A 13,826-nucleotide genomic window follows, 5' to 3' on the forward strand; every position below is an offset into this window, starting at 1 on the left:
CTGACGGGCCCGCCTCAGGAGACGCCCGGCGGGGAGGTGGAGTCGCGGATCACGAGCTGGCAGGGCATCTTGTGCACCCCGGGCGTCGCCTTCCCGTCGATGGCGGCGAACAGGTGCTGGGCCGCGGTGCGCCCCAGCTGCTCCAGGTTCATGTCCACGGTGGTCAGGGCGGGCCGGGTCTCCGTGGACAGCACCTCCCAGTTGTCGTAGCCGACCACCGCGATGTCCTCCGGCACCCGCCGCCCGCGTTCCCTGGCCGTCTCCACGAAGCCGGCCGCGATCTGGTCGCTGCCGCAGAACACCGCGTCGACCTCCGGCTCGGCCATCAGCAGCATCTCGGCCGCGTGCCGCCCCCACCGCTGCGACCACGGGCCCGACAGCGTCTGCCCCGCCTGCGGCAGCCCCGCCTGCGCGAGCGCCTGGCGCAGGCCCTCCTCGCGGTCGCGTGACGCCTTGTAGTGCGTGGGCCCCGTGATGTGCGCGATCCTGCGCCGGCCCATCGCCAGCAGGTGGTTGACGGCCATGGCGGCCGCGCCGACGTCGTCCGGCACGAAGGACACGTCCGACGGGTCGTCCGAGGGGCCGTAGGCGTACACGACCGGCACCGGCAGGTCCTTGCTCACCGACGGCCGCGGGCTCGTGCTCTCGCCCACCACGATCAGCCCGTCCACCCGGCGCGACAGCAGCGCCCGTACGTGGTGCTGCTCCCTGATCGCGTCGCCGCGCGCGTCGCAGAGCAGCACGGCCATCTCGCCGGCCCCGAACGCGTCCTCCGCCCCGAGGAGCACCGGAATGCCGAACCGGCCGACGCTGTCGGAGGTCAGCAGGCCGACCGTGCGCGTCTGTCCTGAGATCAGCCCCCTGGCCAGGGCGTTCGGCTGGAAGGAGAGCTCCGCCGCGGCGGCGAGCACCCGCTCGCGCGTCGCGGCCCGCACGTCCTGGCGCCCGTTGAGTGCTTTGGACGCCGTGGCGATCGAGACCCCCGCCAGCGAGGCCACATCGGAGATGGTCGCCCGCTTACTCGCCATGTTTCGAAACCCTTTTCGTCACCTGTGAACTGCATAGAACCCTAGCACCCATTGACATGGACTCTTGTTTCTTCTACGTTTCCGAAAACCTTTAAGTCCAGGAGCACAACATGAGACGAAGGCTGGCCGGGATCTCCCTCCTCGGTGTGTTAGCGCTCACAGCGGCGGCCTGCGGCAGCGGCGGCGGTGGTGGTGGTGGGGGCAGCACGCCGTCGGCGGAGAGTCCCGTGACGATCACCATGTGGACCCGTGCGGCCACCCAGACGCAGAGCGAGCGGCTGGTCAAGGCCTACAACAGCAGTCACAAGAACATTCAGGTCAAGCTCACCGTCATCCCGACCGACAACTACCAGCCGCGCATCGCCGCGGCGGCCGGTGCCAAGCAGCTCCCCGACGTGTTCGCGGCCGACGTCATCTTCGTCCCGAACTACACCTCTCAGGGTCTGTTCATGGACATCACGGACAGGGTCGCGAAGCTGCCGTTCAAGGACGGCCTGGCCCCCTCTCACATGAAGCTCGGAACGCTCGACGGGAAGATGTACACGCTCCCGCACACGCTCGACCTGTCGGTCTGGTTCTGGAACAAGGACCTCTACCAGAAGGCCGGGCTCGACCCGGAGCAGGGGCCGAAGTCGCTGAAGGAGTTCGCCCAGCAGGCGACCACGATCCAGGAGAAGCTCGGCAAGGACGGCAAGGTCCACGGCACCTTCTTCGGCGGCAACTGCGGCGGCTGCTACGTCTTCACATTCTGGCCCTCCGTCTGGGCCGCCGGCGGCCAGGTCATGAACGCCGAGGGCACCCAGTCGCTCAACGACCAGGCCGCGATGACCGACGTGTTCAAGATCTGGCGCGACCTGTACGACAAGAAGGTCACCGGGCCGACCGCCAAGGAGGAGCAGGGCCCGACCTGGACCGGTTTCTTCCCCAAGGGCGAGATCGGCGTCATGCCGATGCCCTCCACCACGCTCGGTCTCATGCCCAAGGACATGAAGATCGGCGTCACCCCGATCGCCGGCCCCGACGGCGGCGAGTCCACGTTCGTGGGCGGCGACTCCGTCGGCATCTCCGCCACGTCCAAGAACCCGGACGCGGCCTGGGACTTCCTGTCCTGGACGGTCTCCGACGACGCCCAGGTCGAGGTCATGGCCAAGAACAAGGACGTGCTCGCGCGTACCGACCTGGCCAGCAACAAGTACTCCGCTGAGGACCCGCGCGTGGTGCTGATCAACTCGCTGGTGGCCAAGGGCCAGACGCCGTACGCGCTGCGCTTCGGCCAGACCTTCAACGACCCGCAGGGTCCGTGGCTGCGCTACGCGCGCGAGGCCGTGTTCGGTGACGCCTCGAAGCTCCCGCAGCTCAACGCCGAGATCACGAAGTCACTTCAACAATGACTCTGACGATGAACCGAACCGGGCGGCGGGCGGCGCACTCCGCGCCTTCCGCCCGGTGGCGGAGCAGGAAGGTACAGGGCTGGCTGTACACGGCTCCGACGGCCGTCATCGTGGGCGTGCTCTTCATCGCGCCCCTCGTGCTGGTCGTCTGGATGTCACTGAACCGCTGGCCCCTGCTCGGTCAGGCCACGTTCAACGCCCCCGCCAACTACCTCAAGATCGGCGACAACCCGCTCTTCATCGACGCGATCCTCTTCACGCTCAAGTACACGGCCATCACGACCGTCCTGCTGTCGGCCGTGGCGCTCGGACTCGCCATGCTGGTGCAGGACCGCAAGCCGGGCATCGGCTTCTTCAGGACCGCGTTCTTCCTGCCCGGCGCCGTGGGCTTCGCCGCCGCCGGTCTGCTCTTCTACGGGATGCTGAACAACGACTTCGGCCCCATCGACCCCCTGCTCCAGGCGCTGCACATCACCAGCGAGCCGGTCAAGTGGATCGGCACGCCGAACATGGCGCTGTTCTCCACGATCACGCTGGTGCTGTGGCGCTTCGCCGGGTTCAACATGCTCATCCTGCTGACCGGCCTGCAGGCCATCCCGACCGAGGTGTACGAGGCCGCGAGGAGCGACGGCGCGAACCGCTGGCAGATCTTCACCAAGATCACGCTCCCGCTGCTGCGCCCGACGCTGGCCCTGATGCTGATCCTCAGCGTCACCGGCTCGCTGCTGGCCTTCGACCAGTTCTTCGTCTTCACCAACGGCGGCCCCGACAACAGCACGGTCTCGATGGTCATGGTCGTCTACCGCGACGCGTTCTTCCGCTTCGACCTCGGCGGCGCGGCGGCGCTCTCGGTCGTCCTGCTGGTCGCCCTCGTCGGGCTCAACACGCTGATGATGCGGAGGCTGCGATGAGCCGTTACCTCACGCTGTCCGCCCTGGCGGTGCTGTTCCTGTTCCCCCTGGTGTGGAGCGGCTACGCCTCGTTCGAGGAGCCGGGCAACTACCTGGAGATGGCCCGCTTCGGCGAGGGGCTCGGCACGTACGCGACCAACAGCGTGCTCGTCTCGGTGATGACGGTGGCGGGCACGCTGGTCGTCTCCGCGCTCGGCGGCTACGGCTTCGCCCGCTTCGACTTCCCCGGCAAGAACCTGCTGTTCCTGGCCACGCTGGCGATCCTCATGGTGCCGTACGCGACGATCCTGATCCCGCTCTACGTGCTGCTCGGCTACCTCGGCCTGCAGAACTCCCTGGTCGGGCTCTCTCTGGTGTTCGTCATGTTCCAGCTGCCGTTCGCGCTGTTCATGATGCGCAACGCGTTCGAGGCGCTGCCGCGCGAGCTGGAGGAGGCCGCGCTGGTGGACGGCTGCGGCACGTTCAGGGCGTTCGCCAGGATCCTGCTGCACGCCGTGCGGCCGGCGCTGATCACGGTGGGCCTGTTCGCCTTCCTGGCGTCGTGGAACGACTTCTTCGCGCCGCTCATCCTGCTCAACGACGGCGCGTCGTTCACCCTGCCGGTGGCCGTGGTCAGCATGACGCAGCAGACGTTCGGCGCCATCGACTACGGCATGCTCCAGGCCGGCGTCATGGTCATGGCCTTCCCCTGTCTCATCCTCTTCATCGTGCTGCAGCGCCACTACGTGCGCGGATTCATGTCAGGAGCTCTGCGTGGCTAACCCTGTCCTGCCCTCATCGGGCGCCCTGTCCCCCCTCGGCCTCGACGCGGTACGGCTGCTCCCCGGCTTCTGGGGCGACCGGGCCGCGCTCAACCGCGAGGTCACGATCGCCCACTGCCAGGAATGGGAAGAGCGAGAAGGCTGGATCGGCAACTTCCGGGGCGAGCGGCCCCGCCGGGGGCGGGAGTTCAGCGACTCCGAGATCTACAAGCTGCTGGAGGCCATGGCCTGGGCCGACCACCCGGCGCTGCCCGAGCTGGCCGAGACCGTGGCCCAGGCCCAGGAGGGCGACGGCTACATCAACACCCGCTGGTCCGGCAGCCGCTACACCGACTTCGAGTGGGGCCACGAGCTCTACTGCTACGGGCACCTGATCCAGGCCGGGGTCGCCCGCCTGCGCATGCACGGCGAGGACCGGCTCACCCAGGTCGTGATCAAGGCCGCCGACCACGTGTGCCGCCGCTTCATGGAGGGCACCCAGACCTGCGGTCACCCGGTGATCGAGATGGCCCTCGTCGAGCTCTACCGCGTGACCGGCACCGAGCGCTACCTGGAGATGGCCCGCCGCTTCGTCGAGCGCCGCGGCCTGCCCGCGCTCGCCGACATCCCCTTCGGGCGCATCTACTACCAGGACGACATCCCGGTCAGGCAGGCCCAGGTGTTCCGCGGGCACGCGGTGCGCGCGCTCTACCTCGCCTCCGGCGTGGTGGACGTGGCGGTCGAGACCGGCGACCAGGAGCTGCTGAAGGCGATCGAGTCCCAGTGGGAGCGCACGGTGGCCCGGCGTACCCACCTGACCGGCGGCATGGGCTCGAGGCATGCCGACGAGTCGTACGGCGAGGACTACGAGCTGCCGCCGGACCGGGCCTACAACGAGACCTGCGCGAGCATCGCCTCCGTCATGCTGGCGCACCGGCTGCTGCTGGCCACGGGCGACGTCCGCTACGCCGACCTCGCCGAGCGCACCCTGTACAACATGCTCGCCACGGGGGTGGCGCTGGACGGCAAGTCGTTCTTCTACGCCAACCCGCTGCAGGTGCGGGTGCCGGCGGTGCCGCTGGAGGGGGTCAACCACGCCGCGGAGGGCGGGCTGCGCTCGCCCTGGTTCGACGTGTCCTGCTGCCCGAACAACATCGCCCGCACGATGGCCTCGCTGGCCGCGTACGTGGCCACGACCACTGCGGACGGGATCCAGATCCACCACCACACGCCGTCGGAGATCCGGCACGACGGCCTGGCGGTACGCGTGGAGACCGGCTATCCGTGGACCGGCTCGGTATGCGTGCGGGTGCTGGAGGGCGGCGAGGGCCGGATCGGGCTGCGCGTCCCCGCCTGGGCCACGGACGCCACGCTCGCCCACGTCCCGGCCTCCTCGCCGGAGGCGCCGCTGGCGGAGAGCCCGGCGGTGCGCCCGGTGGATCCCGGTTACGCCTACGTCGAGGGGCCGTGGCGGGCCGGTGACGAGATCCGGCTGGAGCTGCCGATGGCGCCCAGGTGGACGTTGCCCGATCGGCGGATCGACGCGCTGCGGGGGAGCGCGGCGGTGGAGCGGGGGCCGCTGGTCTACTGCGCCGAGTCGGTGGCCGACGAGCCGGCGCTGGGCGACCTGACCGCGCGGGTCCAGCCGCCCGTGGAGCACCACGAGGCGGACGGCGTGGTGGAGCTGGAGGTGGAGGCGTCGCTGGGCGCCGGCGCCGGCAACGGCTGGCCGTACGCGCCCGCCTCCGACGGGCAGGCGGGTGGCGCCGACGTCAGGCTCCGGCTCGTGCCCTACCACCGGTGGGGCAACCGCGGCCCCGCGACCATGCGTGTCTGGCTACCGATCTAGGAGAGGCAAGTGCGTAAACCGTTGGTGTGCTTAGCTGTGTTAACGCTCACAGCTTCGCTTGCCGCGTCACCTTCGTACGCCGCCCAGGACGACCTGGGGATGCCGGTGTTCACGGGCGCAGACCCGGTGCCCGCCGAACCCGTGGCGTACCACCCCCGCAAGATGATGGAGGAGATCTACAAGAAGGAGAAGGGCGGCGACTCGTACTGGATCGACCGCATGCTGGCCCGCCCCGGCGACGATCCGGCGGGCCCGTGGTTGATGACGCGCGGGCGGGCGCTGTTCATGAAGGAGCACGATCCCTCGGTCATCGGCTTCGGTGGGTTCGTGGCGTATTGGGAGAGCATCGACAACCGCGGCGCGTACGAGGTCTCGCTGGGCACCCAGCTCGCCGAGGACGTCTCCAAGCGCCTGCAGATGCCCAGCCACTGGACCGGGCAGTACACGGGTGACGGCCTGTCGGTCGGGGTGAAGAAGTTCATCACCCACGAGAACGTGGCCGTGACGACGCTGGAGATCACCAACACCGGGTCCGCGGCGCGCTCCGTGCCGATCACCGTGACCTCGCCGTACACCAGGACGCCCGACGGCGACCGCGAGCTGACCGGGACCGTCTGGGCCAAGAACAAGCTGACCACGATCTTCCCCCGGCTCAGCGGTGACGGGCTGAAGGTCTCCGACGGCACGCTCAAGGGCTCGCTGACGGTCGAGCCGGGCAAGACCGTGCGCACCAAGGTGCAGATGGGCTTCGTCACCGACGAGCTGCCCGGGTCGCGGGCCGAGTACGACGGCTACAAGGGCCGCTCGCCCGAGAAGGCGCTGCGGCGCCAGCTCCAGGACTACAACGCCTGGTGGGCCGAGAACCTGCCCTACATCGACGTGCCCGACGAGAACATCAAGAAGTTCGTGTACTACCGCTGGTGGCTCATGCGCTTCAACTTCCTCGACGCCGACATCCCCGGGAACGACTTCCAGTTCCCCACGTCGGTCGAGGGGGCGCTGGGCTACAACAACGCGATCGTGCTGACCGTGCCGATGTTCGTGCAGGACCTGAAGTACCTGCGGGACCCGATCTACTCGTACGGGCCGTGGGTGTCGGCGGGCGAGGTCTCGCGCAACTCCAAGTACACCGACAATCCGGGCGACCCCGAGAACTGGTCGAACAGCTACACGCAGTACATCTCGGCCTCGGCCCTGGAGAGCTACCAGATCCACGGCGGCCAGCCGTCGATCCTGCGCAACCTGGCCCGCTACGCCGAGAAGGACGTGTACGGGCAGCTCAACGCCTATGACTCCAACAAGAACGGGGTCATCGAGTACGACCGGGAGTACATGACCGGCAACGACGCCGACGCGGTGTCGTTCCACTACTACGGGCGGGCGAACGAGCGGCTCGAAGGCGCGTACGTGTACGCCAACGCGATGGCGGCGGCGCAGGCGTACGAGCTGACCGGCGACGCCGTCAAGGCGGCGGAGATGCGCGGGGTGGCCGACAAGGTCAAGAACGGCATCCTCACGCTGCTCTGGGACGAGCAGAGCAAGCTGTTCAAGCACCGCGACCTCCAGACGGGCAACCTGATCCCGTGGAAGGAGTCCAACAACTACATCCCGTACGCCACCGGGCTCGTGCCGACGGACGACCCGAAGTACCGGGAGGCGCTGCGCCTGTGGACCGACCCGGCGGAATATCCGATCTTCCCGGCGTACACCGCGAACCAGAAGGACAAGGCGGAGGCCGCGGCAGCCGGTAACCCCGGCTCCAACAACTTCTCGCAGATCAACTCCACCCGGAACTTCGCGCTGTTCTCCAAGGCGCTGCGGCAGTACGCCTCGCCGTACATCACCGCCGACCAGTACAAGCAGCTCCTGTACTGGAACGCCTGGTCGCAGTACGTCGGCGGCGACACCCGCTACCCCGACGCCAACGAGTTCTGGGCCGACTGGAACAAGGACACCAAGTCCATCGGCTACCGCTCCTGGATCCACCACACGATCCTGGGCAGCAGCAACTGGACCGTCATCGAGGACGTCATGGGCCTGCGCCCGCGTTCGGACGGCAAGGTCGAGCTCTGGCCGGTGGACATCGGCTGGGACCACTTCAGCGTCAACGGCATCAACTACCGGGGCCGTGACCTGACCATCGTCTGGGACAAGCCGGGCGACGGCACCAAGCACTACGCCGGGGTGCCCGAGGGGTACTCGATCCTGATCGACGGCAAGCGCAAGGTCACCCTGTCGGGGCTGGCGCACGCCGTCTGGGACCCGGCCACGGGCAAGGTCGAGGGCGGCCAGGTCGTGTACGCCGAGAAGGCCGCCTCGATGAAGGCCCCCGCCCAGGTCGAGCTGACGGGCGACCGCGTCGAGGACCTGTTCCAGAAGGCCGGCGTGGACCTGCGCTCCACCCGCCCGAACCTGGTCAAGTCCGCCACCGCCTCCCACGGCGACCCGGCCGGCGCGGTGGACGGCTTCACGATCAACGAGCCGTACTGGGGCAGCAAGGGCTCCGGCGACGCTCAGGACTGGCTGGCGGCGGACCTCGGCTCGGCCCAGAAGGTCGACCAGGTCAAGCTGTACTTTTACAACGACCGCAAGGCGGGCGGCTACCGCGAGCCCGCCTTCTACACGGTGCAGTACCAGGACGGCGACACCTGGAAGGACGTGCCGGGCCAGGCCAGGAAGCCGGCCCACCCGCGGGCCAACCTCAACGTGGTCCGGTTCCCGGCCGTCACGACGCAGAAGCTGCGGGTGCTGGTCACGCACCAGCCCGGTTACGCGACGGGGCTGAAGGAGGTGCAGGCGTACCTGACGGGCGCCGGCGCCGGCCCGGTCGCGAACAAGGCGCCGTCCGTGGTGGTCGTGCCCGATCCCACGTTCAGCCGCCCGGGCCAGGCCAGGTTCGACGCGGTGGTCAAGGACGACGCGTTGCCGTCGGGCAAGCTCACGACCCAGTGGGCCAAGGTCGACGGGCCGGGCGAAGCGTTCTTCACCAACCCGACGGGCACCGACACGGTAGTCTCGTTCTCCGAGGCGGGCGCGTACCGGCTGAAGCTCACGGCCACGGACGGCGAGAAGAGCAGCTCCACGACCGTGACCGTGACCGCGACGCCCCAGGCCGCGCAGGTGAACGTGGCGCCCAAGGCCACGCCCACGGCCTCCTATACCTCGCCGTGGGAGAAGATCACCGCGATCAACGACGGCATCGACCCGCCGCGCTCCAACGACGGCGCCAACCCGCGCTGGGGCACCTGGCCGCAGCAGGGCACGCAGTGGGTGCAGCTCGAATGGCCGTCGGCGGTGCGGGTCGACAAGAGCGACGTGTACTTCTTCGACGACGGCGGCGGCGTGCGCGTCCCCGCCTCGTGGAAGATCCAGTACTGGGACGGCGACTCGTTCGAGGACGTCACCGGCGCCGCCTCCTACCCGAAGGCGGCGGACGCCTACAACACGGTCGCGTTCGACACCGTGACGACCTCGAAGCTGCGCGTCCAGCTCGAGGCCGGCGGGGCGTCGGTCGGCCTGCTGGAGGTCAAGGCGTACGAGGTCCCGCCGGACTCCGTGCGCCCCGTGCACGTCCCCACCCTGGCCGGCACGCTGCCGAAGCTGCCCGCCACCGTGGAGACCCTCTACGCGGACGGCACCCGCAGCTCGGCCGCCGTCACCTGGCAGCAGGTGACGCCCGACCAGGTCAAGACCGGCGGCACCAGCTTCACGGTCGCCGGCCTGGCCGAGGGCGTGCGCCAGCCCGCCCAGGCCACCGTGTACGTCCGCACGACCGCGGCGGTGACGATCACCTCGATCGCCGAGGAGGCCGTCGCCACCCGGGCCGGGGTCGCTCCCTCGCTGCCCGGGACCGTCGTGGCGACGTACAACGACGGGTCGAAGGACGGCTCCGTCGAGGTCACCTGGGAGGCGATCAGCCCTGACAAGTACGCCCAGCCGGGCACGTTCACGGTGAACGGTCAGGTGGCGGGCACGACGGTCGCCGCCAAGGCCACGGTTACCGTCGGGTAGCACCGATGCTCCCTGCCCTGGCTCAGCGGCAATCGCGGGCCAGGGCAGGGCCCCGCGGATAACGTCCCGGAAACGCCGTACGGATTCATCCCGATTAAGGGGTCATAATCCTCTTCTACGGGAGGCGTGCCGGGGATCGGAGAGGCGGAGCGCGGGATGGCTGGGGGATTCGCCGAGGTCGCCGATGACGAGAAGCCGGGACGGGGGGTGAGAGTCGCCTCCGTGACCATGGCGGTGGTGTCGCCGGCGCTCACCGTGGTCGCGCTGCTGATCTGGGCCGGACTGCCCGAGGCGTGGACGCCCGAACGGACGGTGTCTCCGCAGACGGCCGCCGCGCTGACGTTCCCCGCGGTCGGCGCGTTCCTCATCTTCCACCGGCCCCGCCTCAACCTGGCGTGGCTGATGTGCGCGGGCGGCCTGGCCGCCGCCGTCAGCGACTTCGCGCAGGCGATGATGTTCCACGCCGCCGCAGGCGGAGACCTCGTCCTCGCGGGCTACCTGCGGCTGCCGGGCCACCTCGGCTGGGCGGTGTGCGGCGTGACGCTCACGATGGTGCTGCCGCTGTACTCGCCCGACGGCCGCCTGCCCTCGCCGCGCTGGCGCCTCGCCCTGGCGCTGGGCGTGGCCTCCATCACGGCCGACTTCCTGCGTGCCGTGTTCCGCGTGCCGGGGCCCGTCGAGGCTTACCCGTTCCCCCAGGTCATCCCGAACCCGCTGCAGATCCCCGCGCTGGCCCCGTACGCGCCGACGGTCTCGGCGATCGCCTGGACGGGCATCTACGTCGCCATGGCGCTGTCGGCGCTGTCGCTGACGGTGCGGTTGCGGCACGCGGACTCCGTCACCAGGCGGCAGATCGGCTGGCCGCTGCTGGCGTTCGCCGGCTACATCGTGTTCCTGGTCGTGGCCGCGTTCGTGCCGGCGCTCACGTGGATCGCGTTCGGCTGGGCGGCGATCATCCCGGTCGCGATGGCGTTCTCGGTGATGCGGTACCGGCTCTACGGCATCGACACGGTGATCAGCCGGGCGTTCGTGGCCGCGGGCGTGGTGGCCGTGGTCAGCGCCGTCTACTTCGGCGCGGGCGCGCTGTCCGGCCTGCTCGTCTCCGGGTACGGCCAGGTGGCCGGGATCGCCGCCGCGCTGTTCGCGGGCGCCTTCTTCCAGCCGCTGCGGCGGGCGCTGCAGCAGGCCGTGGACCGGCTCCTGTACGGCGCCGTCGGCGACCCCGGCGTGCTGGCCGAGCGCCTGACCCAGGCGGTCCGGCGCGGCGACCCGGCCAAGGCGCTGACCTCGGTGGTGAGCGTGCTGCGCGACGGCCTGGCGGTCGAGGGCGTGGCCGTGGAGGTGGCCGACGGCGAGCCCCGCTACGTGGAGAACGGCCGGGTGGGCCCGATTCCCCGCGAGGTGCCGCTGGTCTGGCACGGGGAGCGGGTCGGCCGCCTGCTCGTCGGCCCGCCGGGCCCGCGCCGCTTCCCCGCCGCGCACAACGAGCGGGTGCTGGCCACGCTCACCCCGTACGCCGCGGACGTGGCCCACGCGGTGCGGATGGCGGCGGACCTGCAACGTTCCAGGGAGCGCATTCTGACGACCAGGGAGGAGGAGCGCCGCCGCCTGCGCCGCGACCTGCACGACGGGCTCGGCCAGACGCTCTCGGCCATGGCGATGACCATCAACATGGCCAGGCTCAGCCTCAAGAAGTCCCCGGAGGCCGCCGACGAGCTGCTACGGGAGCTGCACACGGGCATGGGCGCGGTCACCGGGGACATCCGCGAGCTCGTGTACGGCCTGCGCCCGCCCGCCCTCGACGACCTCGGCCTGGTCCGCGCGATCGGCGACCTGGCCGGGCAGTCGGCGCCGCCGGCGGAGGTCGAGGTGCAGGGCGAGCTGTCGGAGCTGCCCGCGGCCGTCGAGGTGGCGGTCTACCGGATCATCCAGGAGGCGCTCACCAACGTCCGGCGGCACGCCCAGGCGTCCAGCTGCCGGATCGTCCTGCAGCGGGAGCGGTCGGTGCTGCGACTGCTGATCGCCGACGACGGCAAGGGGCTGCCCGAGGAGCATCGCGCGGGCGTGGGGCTCGGCTCGATGCGCGAGCGGGCGGCGGAGCTGGGCGGGATCTGCGTGGTCGGCGGCGAGCCCGGGGCCGGGACGCGGGTGGAGGTCATGCTGCCGCTCCTGACCGCGCCTCCGGCTGACATGAGCGTTCACTCATGACGTTTGCGCAGCTCAGTATTGGTGTTCATGCCTTGGCCCCCGCATAGTGGGCGCATGAAGTCCTCGCTGAAGGTCGCGGTCGTCGGGGACCGCGACAAGACGTTCGTCCCGCACGTGGCCACCGACGACGCGCTGGGCCACGCCGCCGATCACCTGGGGATCACGGTCGAGGTCCGCTGGCTGGCCACCGAGCTGCTCGAATCCGACCTGTCCGGCGTGCGGGCCGCCGACGTGCTGTGGTGCGCCCCCGGGAGCCCGTACCGCAGCCTGCGCGGCGCGCTGGCCGCGCTCCGGCACGGTCGCGAGCACGGCGTGCCCACCCTGGGGACGTGCGGCGGCAGCCAGCACATGGTGATCGAGTACGCCCGCCACGTGCTCGGGTTCGAGGACGCGCAGCACGCCGAGTACGACCCGTACGCGTCCAACCTGTTCATTTCCGAGCTGACCTGCTCCCTCGCGGGCCGGACCATGCCGGTCACGCTCACGCCCGGCTCCACGGTCGCGGCCCTGTACGGCGAGAGCGAGGTGAAGGAGCAGTACTACTGCAATTTCGGCCTCAACCCGGCCCACCGGAGCGCCCTGCACGAGGGCGGCCTGCGCGTGACGGGCCGCGTGACAGGCAGGGACGACAGCGGCGAGGCCCGGGTGCTGGAGCTGCCCGGCCACCCGTTCTACCTGGCCACGCTCTTCGTGCCGCAGACGAGATCGCTGCCCGGACGGCCGCACCCGCTGGTCGTGGGGTTGCTGCGCGCGGCGCTATGACGTTCACGCAGCTCAGGATCCTGCTGGCGGTCGCGCGTACCGGCAACATGACCCGCGCGGCCGAGGAGCTGAACACCACGCAGTCCGCGGTCAGCCACGCCCTGCGCGGCCTGGAGAGCGAGCTCGGCCTCTCCCTGCTCGTCAGGGGGAGCCACGGGGTGAGCCTGACCAGCGCCGGGCGGGCCGTCCGCCGCCGCGCCACGCTCATCCTCACCCAGCTCGAAGCGCTGGAGCAGGAGGTGGCCGCGGCGCGCGGGGCGGACACCGGCAGCCTGCGCGTGGGCGTCATCCCCAGCGCCAACGCGCGCCTGCTGCCGCGGATCCTGCGGCTTTACGGTGAGTCGCACCCGCGCGTGCGGCTCACCGTGATCGAGGGGTCGGACGAGGAGGTGCTCGACTGGCTCAGGACCGGCGCCGCCGACGTCGGCACCCTCACGGCCGGCGCCGTGCCCGCTGACATGGCCACCGAGGTGGCGGGGCTGGTCACGCGCCCGCTGGCCACCGACCGGATGCTGGCCGTCCTGCCCAGCGGTCACGCGCTGGCCGAACATGCTTCCGTGCCGGTCGCCGAGCTGGCCAGGCACCCGTTCATCATGTCGACGGGCGGGTGTGAGCCGCTGATCACGGCCCTGGCTCGGGCGGCGGGGACGAGCCTGCGCTGCCACTACCGCGTCCGCGACACCGGTAGCATCCTCGCCATGGTCGCCGAGGGGCTCGGCGTGACCGTCGTCCCCGAGCTGTCGCTGCCCGCCCACCACCCGGGCGTCCACGCGGTCCCTCTCGAACCGGCCTCCGAGCGCACCATCCTGCTGGCCCTCCCGGCCGACCCGCTCCCCGCGGCCACCGCGTTCGCCGAGCTGGCGGGGCTGCTCGGCACTTCCTGAAGAGGGCTTGGGCTGCGGTTTTGCGGGCAGGTTGCACTTGAG

General features: G+C 70.3%; 9 protein-coding genes. 8 read left to right on the forward strand and 1 reads right to left on the reverse strand.

Annotated features, from left to right (window positions below):
* Window positions 1–14 precede the first annotated feature (14 nt).
* On the reverse strand, window positions 15–1,028 hold the full coding sequence (locus AB0J87_RS29485) for a LacI family DNA-binding transcriptional regulator (protein ID WP_350738322.1): 1,014 nt from the start codon (window positions 1,026–1,028) through the stop codon (window positions 15–17).
* Between the two features lie 110 nt (window positions 1,029–1,138).
* On the opposite strand from AB0J87_RS29485, the gene AB0J87_RS29490 reads away from it, so the two are divergent.
* The 8 genes from AB0J87_RS29490 (at window position 1,139) to AB0J87_RS29525 (ending at window position 13,784) form a co-directional block, all read left to right on the forward strand.
* Window positions 1,139–2,419 (forward strand): sugar ABC transporter substrate-binding protein, encoded by a 1,281-nt coding sequence (locus tag AB0J87_RS29490; protein ID WP_363970277.1) that lies wholly within the window; start codon window positions 1,139–1,141, stop codon window positions 2,417–2,419.
* Between the two features lie 8 nt (window positions 2,420–2,427).
* Entirely contained in the window at window positions 2,428–3,330 is a 903-nt protein-coding gene (locus AB0J87_RS29495) for a sugar ABC transporter permease (protein ID WP_363970279.1), read from the forward strand.
* Window positions 3,327–4,091: a carbohydrate ABC transporter permease gene (locus tag AB0J87_RS29500; RefSeq protein ID WP_350738313.1), complete on the forward strand. Its 765-nt coding sequence runs from the start codon at window positions 3,327–3,329 to the stop codon at window positions 4,089–4,091. Before AB0J87_RS29495 ends, AB0J87_RS29500 begins: the two co-directional genes overlap by 4 nt.
* Window positions 4,084–5,919, forward strand: a complete 1,836-nt coding sequence (locus tag AB0J87_RS29505) for a beta-L-arabinofuranosidase domain-containing protein (RefSeq protein WP_363970281.1) — start codon at window positions 4,084–4,086, stop codon at window positions 5,917–5,919. Before AB0J87_RS29500 ends, AB0J87_RS29505 begins: the two co-directional genes overlap by 8 nt.
* Before the next feature lie 99 nt (window positions 5,920–6,018).
* The gene (locus AB0J87_RS29510) at window positions 6,019–9,930 is read left to right on the forward strand and encodes an Ig-like domain-containing protein (protein ID WP_363970283.1); all 3,912 of its coding nucleotides are present in this window, start codon (window positions 6,019–6,021) and stop codon (window positions 9,928–9,930) included.
* 156 nt (window positions 9,931–10,086) lie between these two features.
* Entirely contained in the window at window positions 10,087–12,138 is a 2,052-nt protein-coding gene (locus AB0J87_RS29515) for a sensor histidine kinase (protein ID WP_363970285.1), read from the forward strand.
* Between the two features lie 54 nt (window positions 12,139–12,192).
* On the forward strand, window positions 12,193–12,900 hold the full coding sequence (locus AB0J87_RS29520; protein WP_363970287.1) for a hypothetical protein: 708 nt from the start codon (window positions 12,193–12,195) through the stop codon (window positions 12,898–12,900).
* Entirely contained in the window at window positions 12,897–13,784 is an 888-nt protein-coding gene (locus AB0J87_RS29525) for a LysR substrate-binding domain-containing protein (RefSeq protein WP_363970289.1), read from the forward strand. Before AB0J87_RS29520 ends, AB0J87_RS29525 begins: the two co-directional genes overlap by 4 nt.
* Window positions 13,785–13,826: the final 42 nt, after the last annotated feature.

The organism is Nonomuraea sp. NPDC049625 (genome assembly GCF_040675285.1).
GTDB classification, from domain to species: domain Bacteria; phylum Actinomycetota; class Actinomycetes; order Streptosporangiales; family Streptosporangiaceae; genus Nonomuraea; species Nonomuraea angiospora_A.

Coding starts and splice junctions, on each gene's coding strand:
- AB0J87_RS29510 (WP_363970283.1), top strand. CDS start 6,019: ATGCCGGTGTTCACGGGCGCAGACCCGGTGCCCGCCGAACCCGTGGCG.
- AB0J87_RS29525 (WP_363970289.1), top strand. CDS start 12,897: ATGACGTTCACGCAGCTCAGGATCCTGCTGGCGGTCGCGCGTACCGGC.
- AB0J87_RS29490 (WP_363970277.1), top strand. CDS start 1,139: ATGAGACGAAGGCTGGCCGGGATCTCCCTCCTCGGTGTGTTAGCGCTC.
- AB0J87_RS29520 (WP_363970287.1), top strand. CDS start 12,193: ATGAAGTCCTCGCTGAAGGTCGCGGTCGTCGGGGACCGCGACAAGACG.
- AB0J87_RS29500 (WP_350738313.1), top strand. CDS start 3,327: ATGAGCCGTTACCTCACGCTGTCCGCCCTGGCGGTGCTGTTCCTGTTC.
- AB0J87_RS29485 (WP_350738322.1), bottom strand. CDS start 1,028: ATGGCGAGTAAGCGGGCGACCATCTCCGATGTGGCCTCGCTGGCGGGG.
- AB0J87_RS29515 (WP_363970285.1), top strand. CDS start 10,087: ATGGCTGGGGGATTCGCCGAGGTCGCCGATGACGAGAAGCCGGGACGG.
- AB0J87_RS29495 (WP_363970279.1), top strand. CDS start 2,428: ATGAACCGAACCGGGCGGCGGGCGGCGCACTCCGCGCCTTCCGCCCGG.